The sequence below is a fragment of the Prolixibacter denitrificans genome (assembly GCF_003014495.1).
In the GTDB taxonomy this organism is placed as follows: domain Bacteria; phylum Bacteroidota; class Bacteroidia; order Bacteroidales; family Prolixibacteraceae; genus Prolixibacter; species Prolixibacter denitrificans.
This window is the reverse complement of the sequence record NZ_PYGC01000016.1, coordinates 36565-51138: the sequence shown is the minus strand read 5'-3', so window position 1 is coordinate 51138 and position 14574 is coordinate 36565. Positions and strand designations below refer to the sequence as shown.

Here is a 14574-nt window from a genome sequence, read left to right as displayed (position 1 = left end):
GGCTCTGGTGGCCTAAATTGCATCTCAACCTTATTCCACTCTTTCGTTCTTTCTGTTAATTTTAAAAAGATAAGAAAATGTAAACTTAGGAATTGTCATATGGCAGGCGGGTGCCCTCTCGGTTTGACAAGTCAAACCAGTGTTGCCACTCTCCTGCGGGTCTGACAGGATTTCTCTTCGAAATCCCGCCCGACCACATACAAGTGACCGTTAACTATTATTTCAACAATAAACCAACAAATTGACACAGATCAAATTATTTAATCACAGATAAAACAGTCTAACATTCAATCTCATGAAAAAAGTACTTGCGATCATTCTTTGCACATTTGCCTTCTCAGGCAATTTGATAGCACAGTGGCAACAATCCAATGGCCCTTATGGTGGTGACATACGGGCACTCGCAGTTGATACCACCACGAACCACCTGTTTGCCGGCCTTAACCATGGAGGGGTTTACAAATCAACCGACAATGGAGCCAGTTGGACCATGATAAACAATGGCATTGAATTCAATACCGTATATGCACTTGCCGCAGATAACAGTAAGATTTTCGCCGGCACCTATGGTAATGGTATATTCATTTCAACTGACGATGGCAATAGCTGGACCGCAATTAATACTGGCCTGACCACCTATGGCAAATTTGTTAGTAGTATCGTTGTATTTCGGGGTAATGTATTTGCCGGAACGAATGATGGTGTTTATTTTTCTTCGAACGATGGTAGTACCTGGACTTCGGTCAACAGCGGAATCCCTGACAATTCCCTGTATGTTCAATCATTGCTATTAAGTGGGGGAATCTTATATGCCTCCGTCGCAGGAGGAGGTATCAATGGAGGCATTTACAGGTCGGCTGATAATGGTGGAAGCTGGACAGAAGTAAATAACGGCTTATCGGGGAACAGCTTAAATGTTAGCTCGATGGCTGCAAATGATAACGGAATTTTCGCTGCTACAGGAGATGGCATTTATGTATCGACCGATCATGGGGACACGTGGGCGAAAACTTCAAATTTTTTGACATCGACGAACGCTGTTGCTGTAAACGGAAGCAATATTTTTGCCGGAACAATTGGCAGTGGTGTTTATTTCTCTCCCGATAATGGTGACACCTGGGCGGCAGTCAGTGATGGAATACCAGCTAAGTATATTGGAGCTTTTGTCATATCTGGCAACAATATTTTCACCGGAACATGGGATGGGGGTGTCTTCTTGTCAACCAACAATGGAACCAACTGGACCGATGCCAACAATGGTATCACGGGCATGGCAATTAGCTCCATCGTCCATTCCGGTGACAGAATCTTTGCCGGAGGTTATGGTGGAGTTTACACTTCAACAGACCAGGGGAACAGCTGGACGCTTGTGAACAATGGCCTATTAAGTACTGCTGTTATCCCACTAGCGGTTAGTGGAGGTAATATTTTTGCCGGGACACAAAACAAAGGTATTTTCCTGTCGGCGGATAATGGTGCAAGCTGGACAGAAGCAAACAATGGCTTAACTAGTACAGATATCCGTGCCCTGACAGTGAAAGGAGACAGTATTTTAGCGGGAACGAACGGTGGAGTTTTCTTATCGACGGATAGTGGTAGTAATTGGGTGGAAAAAAATAACGAATTGTCAAAAGGATATGTGATGGCAATTGCTACCCGTGACACCTGTACTTTTATTGGAACCTCAGATGGTGTCTTACTATCAACCGACAACTGCGACAGTTGGGTCGACGCATCCAGTGGCTTACCAGGCGATACATGGGTAGATGCCATTGTTGTAAGTGGAGATAACGTTTTCGCAGGAACTTTTGGTGGTGGAGTTTACCTATCATCAAACAATGGTAGTAGTTGGACTGCTGTCAATAACGGCCTGTCCGATATGCAAATCATGTCATTAGCCGTTAATGAAAATGGAATTTTTGCCGGAACATACAACGGCGGTGTGTTTGTGTCAACGGATGATGGTAGTAGCTGGATAGCAGTAAACTCAGGCCTGTTGTGTAAAAGAGTAAGCTCTTTAATGCCAGGTTCAAATTATGTTTATGCAGGTACTTCAGACGCAAGCGTCTGGACAAACGACGTTGGAATAACCGGTGTACGAGAAATTAAAAAGTCAGAAATTTCAGTTTTTCCAAATCCGGCTAAAGAAACTCTATTCCTTAGAGATATTAAGCCAACCGCTGAAATTTCGATATACAACATCAAAGGGAAACTGTTCATCAATAAAATATTAACCAGCAACCAGGTTGATATTAGCAGCTTACCTCGCGGACTTTATGCCATTAAAATTGTCGATAAAACCGGAACAAGAACCGGAAAGTTTATAAAACAATAACTGAGTAGCAACCGGTATATGCTCGGGCGGGACTCTGAGACTTCAGCGCCGCCCGGCCATATACGAGGGACCATTGTGCTTAGGCTAAAAAGAAATTAACTAAACAAAATGAAACAATTGATTAAAAAGTATTCTATACTTTTAATTTCCGCTTTTATTTTAGCGAGATTATTGACTGCTACGATAATGGCAATATGGCCCGATATCCTTACAAAGCATAATATTGATGGAAGTACAACAACCTTTTCATCCGACTACATAGAACGGCTAATTGAATATTTAATGAACATTGTATTCATTGTATTGATATCATCTGAATTTAAAAGACAAAAGATTGAGTCAATTCCAATATTAGTTGTGACTTTCTTTTCAAGCTTCACTGGGGTTCTTTTCTTTTTAATATTTGCCGCTCAAAACAAATTAACTTTAATCACTAACGAACGATGAAAGATTTTATTAAAAAGATAAATAAGTACGTCATCTTAATGATTGTATCATCACTATTTGGAATGCCTTGGTTTTATTTTAGACACTTGATTTTTGAATATAATGGCCCGGATTCTATAATCGAATCAATTCCTACATTTGTTGACTATGCAATTAGATTGACTGTGATTATTTTGCTAGTAATTGATTTCAAAACAGAGAATCTAAAAAATGTTGTTTTGACTTGCATTGCTGCATTCTTCTTTCCTCTACTTGGAATCGTAATCTTCTCAATATTATTGATTGAAAGTAATAGACAAAAAACCAGCGCCTAACAACCCGTCATATCGGAAGGTCGGGTCCCGAAGTGCCAGGACCGCCCGAACACATATGAGTGGCCGTTACGCTTGAAATTCTGAATGAGCAAAAATGAATAAAAATATTTATGAGTTAATAGTTGGTTCTGTCATGATAGTTTTAGGAATAATGAACATATTTTGGGGCAGAAAGTGTTTTAGCTTTTTGTACAAAAGAAAAATAATTGACTTGTTACCTGGTGATAGTCTGGACACAAATCATTGGCGTTCATTAATAGGCTCAGTACTATTTATTGGATTAGGAATATTTTTGATAATTAAATCATTTCGATGAAATAAAACCTAAACGCCAGCCGCAAACCAATTGTCATATGGAGGAATAGAACCGTTTCAGTTTGACAAACTAAAAAACTTGTCGCCACCTCCGACTAACGTAACCTCATTCTAAAACTAGATGTCATGGCAAAAGCAAAGATTTTAAGTTTAATGACAATTTTGATAATTACTCTTTTTGCCTGTACAAAACCCAAGGGCATCTGGGAGGATAATATTCATCTTTCAACTAAAAGCGCTGAATTTAATGCTTCTGGAGATTCTGTAACAATAAAAACCGGCGGTGATTGGTGGTGGATTTCTGATGTTTCGGTTGATAGTACGTGGTATTATGGTTTTACAAGTGTTGATATGCAATCCGATAATTACACAATTAAGGAGGATTGTTTTACCGTTGAACGCCGTGATAAGAATACATTATTTATCAAAGTTGCAGCGAATCCTAATAACGTCAAAAGGATTATCACAGTTGGACTTGAAGCAGGAGACTATTTTGACAGGGTGACAATTACTCAAAAACCAAAATGATTCTCTGCCAGGAAAGATAAATATTTTTTGAAATGAGAAAAAAGCCCAGTCCATAATATATTGTAATATGGCAGGCGGTCCCGATGACTACTGGGATCGGTTTGACTAGTCAAAACAAAGTAGCCACCTTGCACTAACGTAAACAATCATTCTAAAACTAAACCTCATGGCAAAAGCAAAGCAATACGAAGTTGTTGGAAATAAACTAAAATGTCCAATCTGCGAAAATGAAACGTTCGAAACTCGCAAAACAATACTAAATCGAACCTGGTTTACGATTTTCCGGTTACAGTCCTGGGACAAGACAGTCATCAATTTTGTTTGTTCAAACTGCGGGCATATCCTACCGTTTCTCAGAAAGGATTGAGTCACCCACCGGGTGCAACGCGGAGATTCGGGCCTTCATCGATAAACCTTCCCCTGTGTTCATTGTTCCAACGTAAGCATATTCAATACCGAAAGAACCATGAGCGAAATCGTAAGTCATATCAAACCGTTGGGATTTCAGTGGGAAGCCCTTGACCCATTCTTGTTTTGCGTGCATCACGAAGATTTTTTCCCGAAAGGAAATGCCAACCTGGGTCCCGACAAAAAGGAATTGGCGGGAAGAAATATCGGCCAGGATTTCCATGTGAAAGATGGCTGGCGCATGTATCACGGGCAGACCGTTCCGGGTTTCCCGCCGCATCCACATCGTGGTTTCGAAACGGTAACGGTAGTTCGCAAAGGTTGGGTCGATCACAGCGATTCGATGGGTGCAGCCGGCCGCTACGGTAACGGCGATGTGCAATGGATGACGGCTGGTAAAGGTTTACAGCACTCTGAAATGTTTCCGTTGGTGAACCAGGATACAGATAATCCGATGGAACTTTTCCAGATTTGGTTGAATTTGCCGCGTACCAGCAAAATGGTCGAACCGCACTATAAGATGTTCTGGAACGAGAATATTCCTCGCTACGAAACGACTGATGCGCAAAACAGGAAAACAAAAATTGAATTGATTGCCGGTCAAATAGACACCCTGGCGGCTCCCGTTCCTCCACCAGATTCGTGGGCGGCAAAAGACGAAAACGAGGTGGCCATTTGGGTGATACACATGGAACCCAACGCAGCGTTTGAGTTGCCTGCCGCTTCACCCGGGGTTAACAGACGACTGTATTTTTATAAAGGTGACCAGCTTCAATTGAACGATACAAACCTGCCGGCATACCATTCGGCCGATTTACAAGCAGACCAGCAGATCAACATGATGGCCGGTGAGGAAGCCTGCTCTGCCTTGATTTTGCAGGGACGGCCCATGCGTGAACCGGTGGTTCAGTACGGACCGTTTGTGATGAATTCCAAACAAGAGATTGATGAGGCTTTTTCGGAGTACCGGCAAACACAATTTGGGGGCTGGCCCTGGCCGCAGGATGAAGTCACCCACGGCGCCGATGCGAAACGGTTTGCCATCTATTCGGACGGCACGAAAGAGGAACGGTAATATACTGCGAACACCGTTGCAAAGGTTACTGCCCGGAGAATACGGCTTTGCGGACAACTTCGTGAAATAGCGTTCTTTTTCCACCAGAGAGTACTGAAAGCTACAAGAACATGCTGTGAAATCAATGCTCATAAGAACAACACAGGAGCCGCCGACTTAAATCATACTGCCTGTTTTACCGCGGTGCTGCCGTTGCAATTTCTATCTTTCCGATACAAATATACTATCATTGTTTCCACAGTTGATGAACTTAATGCATCTTTACCTACGCAAAACATTTCAGCTTTGGAATGAACGACAAGAACCTACATACCCGAAAAGACCGTACGTTTGCATTCATGTCTCTAAGTGGTTTTTTCCGTAACCAATTCAACCGTTGGAGCCTTATTGCCGCTACGCTTGTGCTTCTCGGCATTTATGGCTATTTCCTCAGCTTTCGCGACATCCGGGTGTTTCCTTCGCAGCACAATTTTGCTGTTGGCTTTTACGACGATAGTGCCAACGGGGGCCATTCGGAAATTGTGCAACACAGCGTCTCCGATTCAGCTATCGCTCTCGATTTCCAGTTAAAGAAAGGATTTCTGAGCCCGTACGTCGGAATAAGTATCGGCCCCACCCGGGACAGTGTTATCAATCTGACCCACTACAACGAAATCCGATTGACTGTAGCTGCACAGGGCATCAAAAACATCAATTTTTCGTTGTTTACCCGTAACCCCTACTTCCGCCAAAAAGGCAACAGCAACGATTTGAATTTCTATACCCTGGTGGAGATTTCGCCGGAGAAGAAACAATATACCATTGATGTCAACCAGATGAATGTGCCCGATTGGTGGCGCAGCGTGAATCATATTTCCCCACAGGAGAAAACCCGCCCCGACCTGAAACACGTTCACAACTTCAACATGGGAAATGCTTACGCACCCCTGTTGAATACCACCTGCTCGTTGCACATTTACTCCATATCCATTGTTCGGGATAATAGCCGGCTAGGCATCATGCTAATCATTGCATGGTTAACATTCTTCATCCTTTTAGTTATCATTTATCACCTCCGCGCCTGGTTGAAACGAAAGCAGGTTTCCATTACTATCTCCTACCGTTCCGTGGAAGTGGAAGAAGAGAAACAACCGGGCGAAGACTTTATCGCCTACATCAACCGGAACTTTCAGGAGCACGAGCTTTCCCTCGAACAAGTGTCTGAGCAGACCGGCGTCACACCGCGCCGAATCGCCCATTTCATACAGGAAACCTACGATTGCAACTTCAAAACTTACATCAACCGTATCCGGATTAACGAGTCCAAAAGGCTACTCCGCGAAACCGATTTACCCATTGGCGAGATTGCTTTCAAGGTAGGATTCGGCAACCAAAGCCATTTCAACCGCGTTTTCAAAAATCTAACAGAATTAAGCCCTTCTCAGTACCGCGAAAGTGTGCGCTAGCGCGTTGCACTTTTTGCAAAAAGATTTCCATTTTTTGTCAAAAGAAAGAAAAAGCATCCTCCTAATATTGTGTAGAAGGGAATCGGTTGCGGCATGATAACGGCACAAATTGTCATGGCTGAATCTCTTCAATAAGCCAATAAAACATTAATCCAACACAAATGAATTTGATAATGAAAACCAGGTTGACCGGCATTCTCATGCTGAGTTTGCTCACACTGCTTGCTTGTCAGAAAAAAGACAATCCTAACACCCTCTCGATTAATCCTTCACAGGTTAGTTTCCCGAAAGATGGTGGCAGCGCTTTGCTGGCGCTCCAGACCGATGCTGACTCATGGAACATCAGCAATCCGGCGTCCGACTGGCTCGTTGTATCGAACACCAGCGGAACCGAGAAGAATGCCCAAATCTCGTTGAAAATAGAAACCAAAACGTTGACTGCCCGCACCGACACCCTCACCATTATGGCCGGTGATGCTAACCCGGTTCAGGTGATGGTGTCGCAGGCTTCGTCAGATTATCTCTACAATCTTTCGACCAGTGAAAACAGCTTCAGTTTGAAACGCTCGGGTGACTCGGCCACGCTGACTGTTACAACCGATGCCCGGGAATGGGCCATGAGCACTGATGCCGATTGGTTACAACTAAGTAAAACAGCCGGCGGACAAGGCTCGACCAGCGTCAATATGACGGCTCCCGAAAATACCGGAACCGATGCGCGAACCGCGACCCTTACCCTAACGGCCGAAAATGCTCCGACGGTAGAAATTACCGTTACACAAAAAGGTGAGATTTACCCCAGCTACAATACCTCACCACAGGCACCCGATGAAACCGGAATGACCAGTACCGCCGCTGAACTGGCTGCAAAAATCAATCTGGGCTGGAACCTCGGAAATTCGCTGGAAGCCACGGGAGGTGAAACGGCCTGGGGAAATCCGAAAACGACCAAAGCGTTAATTGATTTGGTGAAACAAAGCGGATTCAACGCCATTCGGATTCCTTGTTCCTGGAATCAATATGCCAATGCTGCTACGGCTGAAATACAGGCTGATTGGCTGCAACGGGTCAAAGAGGTCGTTCAATACTGCATTGACGATGATATGTATGTTATCCTGAATATTCACTGGGACGGCGGCTGGCTGGAAAACAACTGCACGCAGGATAAAGAGGAAGAGGTGAATGCCAGGCAGAAGGCGTTCTGGGAACAGATAGCCACGACGATGCGTGATTTCGACGAACACCTGCTCTTTGCCAGCGCCAACGAACCCAACGTCGACAATGCCACACAGATGGCGGTGCTGGAATCGTATCACCAGACCTTCATCAACGCGGTGCGTTCAACCGGAGGAAAAAACAGCTACCGGGTACTGGTTATCCAGGGACCGTCGACTGACATCGAAAAGACCAACCAACTGATGACAAGTCTGCCAACAGACGAGGTCGCTGATCGGTTGATGGTTGAAATTCATTACTATACTCCCTGGAATTTCTGTGGAATGACCGAGGACGCCGACTGGGGCAAAATGTTCTATTACTGGGGCAACGGCTATCACTCCACCACTGATACCGAACGCAATGCAACCTGGGGCGAAGAACCAACGGTAAATGACTTCTTTGGTCTCATGAAACAGCAGTTTGTCGACAAGGGTATTCCGGTAGTCCTGGGCGAGTTCAGCGCGGTGCGCCGTTCGGATTTGACCGGCGATGCCTTGACATTGCATTTGGCTTCAAGAGCTTATTTCCTGAAGTATGTGACACAAAAGGCAAAAGAAGACGGAATCTTGCCATTTTATTGGGATAATGGTTCGATGGACAATAACAATTGTGCTATTTTTAACCGGAATGACGATACCGTGTTCGATCAGCAGGCATTGGACGCTATGGTTCAGGGTGCCAATGCTGCTCAATAACGATGTCCGTTATGAAATGAACACAGATTTCAAACCTATCATTATTCATATCATGAAGAAAACTCTGTTTTTGTTTGCCCTGCTGGGAAGTATGATGTTGGTTAGTCCGTCGATGGCCCGCAATCACTCGCGGAAAGCGGCTGAGAAGGTCAGGACCATTAGCGTTGATTACAACCAGGTGAAGGGCGATTTCAATCACATGTTCCGGGAATGTGTGGGTGCCGGTCGTGCCAACGAAGGTTTGCGTGCCGACTGGCAGCAGCAGCTGGCCGTTGCGCACAAGGATTGCGGTTTTCAATACATCCGCATGCATGGCCTGTTAACCGACGATATGGGCGTTTGTAAGATCAACCGGAAAGGTCAGGTGGAGTACAATTTTCAGTACATCGACGCGCTATATGATTATATTTTGAGCATCGGGATGAAACCATTTGTCGAATTGGGATTCATGCCCAATGCCCTTGCCAGTGGTGATAAAACCATTTTCTGGTGGCGGGGCAATGTGACGCCTCCCCGGGATTACGACCAATGGGCTGATTTGATTCGCCACCTCGTACAGCATTTCACGCAACGCTATGGCGCCGATGAAGTGAAAACATGGTACTTTGAAGTATGGAACGAGCCGAACCTATCTGGCTTTTGGGCCGGGACGCAACAGCAGTATTTCAAACTCTACAAGTATACCGCCGAAGCCATCAAAGGCATCGACAAAGATTACCGCGTGGGAGGACCTGCCACAGCCGGTGCGGCCTGGGTTCCTGAGATGATCAATTTTTGCGAAAAGAACCATATTCCGATCGATTTCATCAGTACCCACACTTATGGCGTAAAACAGGGCTTTCTGGATGAATACGGAACTACCGGAACCGTGCTGAACAAGGATGAATGGGCCGTAAGCGGCGATGTCATCCATTCGCGCAAGCAGATATCCGAATCATCGATGCCCAACCTAGAGTTGCACTATACCGAATGGAGTGCCTCCTATACGCCACATGACCCGATTCACGACAGTTACCACGAAGCGGCTTACATTCTTGAAAAATTAAAACAGGTGGGCAATGCGGCCAATTCCATGTCGTACTGGACCTTTACCGACATCTTCGAGGAAGCCGGTCCACGGTTTACTCCGTTTCATGGCGGCTTTGGATTGATGAATTATCAGGGAATCAAAAAGCCGGCTTTCTTCGCTTATTCTTACTTAAATAAGATGGGAAAGACGGAACTCCAGGATGCTGACAGCGCTTCGTGGGCCTGCAAAGATGCCGACGGAGATATGCAGTTGCTGTTTTGGGACTTCACCTACACCCTGCCCGATTCAGTCAATAATCAGGCGTATTACATCAAGAATTTGCCGGCCAAACCGAAAGGAAAGGTGAACGTGGAACTTAGCGGAGTGCCTGCCGGAAAATATCAAATGGAAGTTTACCGGATTGGCTACGAGATCAACGATCCTTACACAACCTATTTCCAATTGGGAAGACCGAAACAACTCACCCGACAGGAGGTCGCCTTCATTAAGGAAAAGAACAGTGGTGCCCCGGTTGCTGAGGACCTGATTCAGGTAGATGCTACAGGCAAATTCAGCAAGGAATTCCCGTTAAGGGAAAATGACGTGTATTTGGTGAAACTGGTCAAACTCTGATTGAAACGAAATACTTTCTAAAAAAGAAAAAGAGATACTCGGTCCTTCTGAGTATCTCTTTTTTATTTAACCTATGAAAAACGACTATTCCGATGCTCCTCCACCGTCAATGGTTTGAATGGAACCATCTTTATTGTATTTCAACTCGGTCACTTTGACACTTCGCAACCAGGTTTTTCCACCGGAAGGTTTGGCATCATGATAGAACAGATACCATTTTCCCTGGAACTTCACAATCGAATGGTGGGTTGTCCATCCCACTACCGGTGTGAGAATCACGCCCTGGTAAGTAAACGGACCGTAAGGGCTATCGCCAATGGCGTAACACAATTTGTGTGTATCGCCCGTTGAGTACGAGAAATAATATTTTCCGTGGTATTTGTGCATCCAGGAAGCTTCAAAGAAACGGCGGTTATGATCGCCTGCCAACAGTGGTTTTCCGTTCTTATCCAAAATCTGGATCGTTCTCGGCGCTTCGGCAAACTGCAACATATTGTCGCTCATGCGAGCCACCTGGGGACCTAATTCCGGCTCATTATCAGCAGGCTCCTTGCCACACTCAATCGCCTTTCCGTTGCGGTAACGCTGCAGCTGTCCACCCCAGATACCGCCAAAGTACATGTAGTATTTTCCGTCATCATCTTTAAAAACTGCCGGGTCGATGCTGAAACTACCCCGGATGGGATTCGCCTCCGCTTTAAACGGACCTCCCGGTTTGTCACTGACTGCAACACCTATCCGGAAAATGTCGGTCTTATCTTTGGCAGGAAAATAGAGATAGTATTTTCCGTCTTTTTCTGCTGCGTCGGGAGCCCACATATGACGTCCCACCCACGGAACACTGTCCTCATCAAGAACGACTCCGTGATCGGTTACCTTTCCGTCAATGTTATCCATCGAGAACACGTGGTAATCACGCATAGCGAAATGATCGCCGTTGTCATCTTGCGGAATGCCTGCATCGATATCATGCGAAGGATAGATATAGAGTTTTCCGTTAAAAACATGAGCCGACGGGTCAGCAATATAAATATCCTTGACCAAATACCTTGTTCCGCCCTCACTTACTTTCTTGTCAGATTGCTCTGACTTACGCCCGTTGCTGAATGCCATCAAAACAAGTGATGTTGCAACAACCGCAAACGTCATTCCCCGTAATACGTATTTTTTCATCTTGCTAATTATTTAATCTGGTGTATTGTTTATTGGTTTTTGGCTATATCTGTTTTTCTTATTCTAATCTGGCACTTTCCGGTGGGCCAAGATAAGATGTTTTTTCTCCACCGGCATCCACAACAATTTTCTGAAGTACTACTGCCGGATCAATCATCCAGACTTTCAGCGTATGCTTACCAGGTCGCTCAACCGGTAAACTGACTTGCTGTATGTTGATCTCGTTGCTAACCCAGCTGGCCCAGTTCCGGTAATTTTCATCCTTGTTCATGTTAATGACAACCGGCTTTTGGTCGTCAAATGAAACGGCCAACTGCAGTCCGTTATCATTATAAAAATTCAGCGTAGGCGAAAGATACAGGTTCACTTTCGCTGTGCCCGATTGATACAGGTACATGTCGTATTCCATATGCGGACCATCCGAGCCGGGTGTTTGTTTATTTGCCGTTACCGGGAAAGGAGACATCGCTGAAAGCGTCCGTCCTAAACCGGGAATCTCTTCCCATTGGATTCTGTTGGCCGGAATATTCCGCGTACAATGTGCGGCTTCCATTGAGACATAGCCATTACTTTCAATAAATCCGTTAAAGGTCGTTGGGTTGGGTTGAGTCAGATGCTCGACGACTGCATTCACTGTAATTGTTTTGCCTCCTTCCTGCTGTATTTCTACCGCTACCGTGTGTTTACCTTCCGGGACTTTATTCCAGTCGGCCGACAGCCAGATCCGCTGGTTCTGTTGAACAGTTCCGCTTTCCGCCTCTACTTTCAGCCAGGGTTGTGCTGTAGTAATCTTGTACTTGAATGGCTCTTTCCCACGGTTAAACACATCAATGTAAACCGGTTTCCGGTTGAAATTATCCATCTCCGGAAGTTCGGCGGCAAAAGTTCCTTCCGTCAGGAATGTGTCTGCCCCTTGTATCGCGACTCCCATTTGTGCCTTTTCGGGAAGCGTAAGGTCATCCAGTTTCGGCATACGGTTATATTTCGGCTCCTGCCAGTAAGTGTAGCCGATGTGCGTCTGAGCCATCATATGATTCCACTTACCGTCGGCCAGCTTGGTATGATAGTAAACCGTTATCAATGAATCCTCCTCAAAACGCGCCTTGACGGAATCGCCCCAGTCGTTGGTCATAGCACTCCCCCGCCCAAAAGCCTGGTGGTTTTTCGCGGCAGCGTAATACATGGCATTTAAATTGGCACATGCTGTAATCGGGTGTTCCACCAATTCATAATAGGCATCCTTATATTTTGGAGGCATTTTATGGCCCAACTCCTCTGCTTCCCGTGCCAGCTGACTATATTCATTCACCACCCGTTCATACTCCTGGTAATGGTTCAGACTGTAGGTTTCGGGAGATAGTAATTCCGGTTTCCGGCGTCCGTTATATTTGGCGTACAACTGAAGCATTCGGCCAATCTCTTTGGCATGTTCGGTGCCGAATTGCTGAGCAGCCCATTGGGTCGTATATTCCGGCAACTTCTCTTTCGGCATGGCATCCGGGTTCCAGGCGTAATCCAGGAAAAACGAAATGGGCAGTTCTATTGGTTTGAGATCGCCCACGTTCACCAGCCAAATGCGGTCGACACCGTGTTTATATGCCAGATGCATCTGCTCCCACACCCGAGGCAGCGGATTGGTGTTTAGCCATTTGTAGTTACGCGGTCCACCTACATAATCGAAGTGGTAGTAAATACCGTAACCACCTGAACGAGGCTTCGCATCCAGTTTGGGAAGCTTGCGAATATTTCCCCAATTATCGTCACACAACAATAAAGTCACATCATCGGGTACGCGCATCCCCTGATCGTAATAAGCCTGCACTTCCTTATATAGCGCCCACAGCTGTGGTGTATCTTTGGCTGGTTTGCCGGTCACTTTCTCTATGATTTTCCGCTGGTCTGCTACAATTCGCTCCAGCAGGGCGATATTGGTTTTGTCTCCCATTGCTTCATCGCCATCGCCACGCATTCCAACCGTGACAATACTTTCGTGATGGTCCATCCGCTCAATGCCTTTGGTCCAGAAGGTATCCAGCACTGCCTTACTCTTGGTATAATCCCAGGGAATGCCCTTTTTGCGGTAGGGAGCCCACTCGGCATGCGCCCGCATCATCGGCTCGTGGTGCGAGGTTCCCATCACGATTCCCATTTCGTCAGCGAGTTTCGGGTTTTCCGGGTCATCACTATTGAAGCTGGCCCACCACATCGCCGGCCACATGTAGTTGCCTCGCAGGCGCAGCAGTAGTTCAAATACCTTTTCATAGAACTTGTGATTGAAGCCACCATAATTGGCTACCGCCCAACGTCCCAATGCAGGCTCTTCGTCATTTAGAAAGATTCCCCGGTATTTTACTTTCGGCGAATCCACCAAATAACGCCCCTGCTTTACGTAAACTGCTGTACGCACCGGAACCGGTACATCAGCCCACCAATTCCACGGCGATACACCAATGTTCCGTGACAAGTCGAACAAACCATAAATGGTTCCCCGCTTGTCGCTTCCGGCGATGACCAACGCCTTCTTAACACCCGGGAAAGGATTGTCGACAACCTGGGTGACTGTCGCCTCCCATTTGCCTTTTATATCGGAAACATCGATTTTGTGTTTTTCGATAAGATGTTGAATCAACGAACTCCTTCCAACGGTACCCGCCAGAATAATCTCCCGCGCCTTTGGAATATCTCCGACTACCAGCATGGGCTTTGTCTGCGTTACTTTTTGCAAGTCGTTCTGAACAAAGCCCGCAATAAGCTTCACACCTTTATAATCATCGCTACCGATAACGATAGGAGCTGTTTTGCCATCCCGCGCAAGCGTAAAGCCGTTATCGACCTGAGTTGTGCTAATGTAATTGTGAGTGGGTTGATTATTCTCTTTCGGAGCAACCTTCGACTGACACGATTGCAACAGCAACCCCACACCGAGCAAAGTCCCCCAAAGGCTCCTGCTCAATAATTTCCTCATTTTTCCGCTTTCGA

At 45.8% G+C, this 14574-nt stretch carries 8 protein-coding genes; 6 read left to right on the top strand and 2 right to left on the bottom strand.

All coding sequences use genetic code 11. The annotated features are described in order from the left end of the window. Window positions 1–295: 295 nt before the first annotated feature. The 6 genes from CLV93_RS19205 to CLV93_RS19170 all read left to right on the top strand — a co-directional run bounded on the left by CLV93_RS19205 (window position 296) and on the right by CLV93_RS19170 (window position 10422). Window positions 296–2335 carry a DUF6242 domain-containing protein gene (locus CLV93_RS19205; RefSeq protein WP_106543850.1) on the top strand — a complete coding sequence of 680 codons (2040 nt, stop codon included), beginning with the start codon at window positions 296–298 and terminating at the stop codon, window positions 2333–2335. Between the two features lie 1202 nt (window positions 2336–3537). After that, window positions 3538–3939: a BACON domain-containing protein gene (locus CLV93_RS19190; RefSeq protein ID WP_106543847.1), complete on the top strand. Its 402-nt coding sequence runs from the start codon at window positions 3538–3540 to the stop codon at window positions 3937–3939. 466 nt (window positions 3940–4405) lie between these two features. Further along, entirely contained in the window at window positions 4406–5422 is a 1017-nt protein-coding gene (locus CLV93_RS19185) for a pirin family protein (protein ID WP_106543846.1), read from the top strand. A gap of 290 nt (window positions 5423–5712) precedes the next feature. Beyond that, window positions 5713–6867 carry a helix-turn-helix transcriptional regulator gene (locus tag CLV93_RS19180; protein WP_106543845.1) on the top strand — a complete coding sequence of 385 codons (1155 nt, stop codon included), beginning with the start codon at window positions 5713–5715 and terminating at the stop codon, window positions 6865–6867. 173 nt (window positions 6868–7040) lie between these two features. Beyond that, on the top strand, window positions 7041–8780 hold the full coding sequence (locus CLV93_RS19175; RefSeq protein WP_170109002.1) for a cellulase family glycosylhydrolase: 1740 nt from the start codon (window positions 7041–7043) through the stop codon (window positions 8778–8780). A 52-nt stretch (window positions 8781–8832) separates the two neighbouring features. Further along, entirely contained in the window at window positions 8833–10422 is a 1590-nt protein-coding gene (locus CLV93_RS19170; protein WP_106543855.1) for a GH39 family glycosyl hydrolase, read from the top strand. Window positions 10423–10506: 84 nt separating this feature from the next. Here the strand turns inward: CLV93_RS19170 and CLV93_RS19165 are convergent, their stop codons facing one another. Further along, the gene (locus tag CLV93_RS19165; RefSeq protein WP_246187261.1) at window positions 10507–11595 is read right to left on the bottom strand and encodes a glycoside hydrolase family 43 protein; all 1089 of its coding nucleotides are present in this window, start codon (window positions 11593–11595) and stop codon (window positions 10507–10509) included. 58 nt (window positions 11596–11653) lie between these two features. Beyond that, window positions 11654–14560: a glycosyl hydrolase 115 family protein gene (locus CLV93_RS19160; RefSeq protein ID WP_106543853.1), complete on the bottom strand. Its 2907-nt coding sequence runs from the start codon at window positions 14558–14560 to the stop codon at window positions 11654–11656. Window positions 14561–14574 lie beyond the last annotated feature (14 nt).

Excerpts from the sequence above, each read along its gene's own strand:
- CLV93_RS19180 (WP_106543845.1), top strand. The coding sequence starts at position 5,713 with ATGAACGACAAGAACCTACATACCCGAAAAGACCGTACGTTTGCATTC.
- CLV93_RS19205 (WP_106543850.1), top strand. The coding sequence starts at position 296 with ATGAAAAAAGTACTTGCGATCATTCTTTGCACATTTGCCTTCTCAGGC.
- CLV93_RS19185 (WP_106543846.1), top strand. The coding sequence starts at position 4,406 with ATGAGCGAAATCGTAAGTCATATCAAACCGTTGGGATTTCAGTGGGAA.
- CLV93_RS19160 (WP_106543853.1), bottom strand. The coding sequence starts at position 14,560 with ATGAGGAAATTATTGAGCAGGAGCCTTTGGGGGACTTTGCTCGGTGTG.
- CLV93_RS19165 (WP_246187261.1), bottom strand. The coding sequence starts at position 11,595 with ATGAAAAAATACGTATTACGGGGAATGACGTTTGCGGTTGTTGCAACA.
- CLV93_RS19190 (WP_106543847.1), top strand. The coding sequence starts at position 3,538 with ATGGCAAAAGCAAAGATTTTAAGTTTAATGACAATTTTGATAATTACT.
- CLV93_RS19175 (WP_170109002.1), top strand. The coding sequence starts at position 7,041 with ATGAAAACCAGGTTGACCGGCATTCTCATGCTGAGTTTGCTCACACTG.
- CLV93_RS19170 (WP_106543855.1), top strand. The coding sequence starts at position 8,833 with ATGAAGAAAACTCTGTTTTTGTTTGCCCTGCTGGGAAGTATGATGTTG.